The sequence below is a fragment of the Arthrobacter sp. Y3221157 genome (assembly GCF_059089865.1).
In genome coordinates this window covers 1-441 of the sequence record NZ_JBNHFD010000228.1, presented here as the reverse complement: position 1 = coordinate 441, position 441 = coordinate 1, and the positions used below count along the sequence as shown (strand labels likewise).

The 441-nt window shown below is 67.8% G+C and carries 1 pseudogene; it reads left to right on the top strand.

The features are described from left to right. Positions 1 to 441 (top strand): annotated as a pseudogene (locus AC5RTT_RS20780) (glucose-6-phosphate dehydrogenase); the annotation flags it as partial.

The following is a 441-nucleotide window of genomic DNA, read 5'->3' as shown; positions in this document are numbered from 1 at the left end:
AGAACCACTTGCTGCAGCTGCTGGCCCTGACCGCGATGGAGGAGCCCATCTCCTTCAACGCCGATGACCTGCGCGCGGAGAAGGAAAAAGTCCTCGCCGCGGTCAAGCTCCCCGAGGACCTGTCCACGCACTCGGCGCGCGGGCAGTTCACCGGCGGCTGGCAGGGCGGTGAACAGGTCCAGGGCTACCTGCAGGAAGAAGGCATCCCCGCGGACTCGACCACGGAAACCTACGCGGCGATCCGGGTGGACATCCACACCCGCCGCTGGGCCGGTGTGCCGTTTTACCTGCGTGCCGGGAAGCGCCTGGGGCGGCGGGTGACGGAGATCGCGGTGGTGTTCAAGCGCGCCCCCAACCTGTTGTTCCGGGACCACACGGATGATGACTTCGGGCAGAACGCCGTGGTGATCCGGGTCCAGCCCGACGAGGGCGCCACGATCC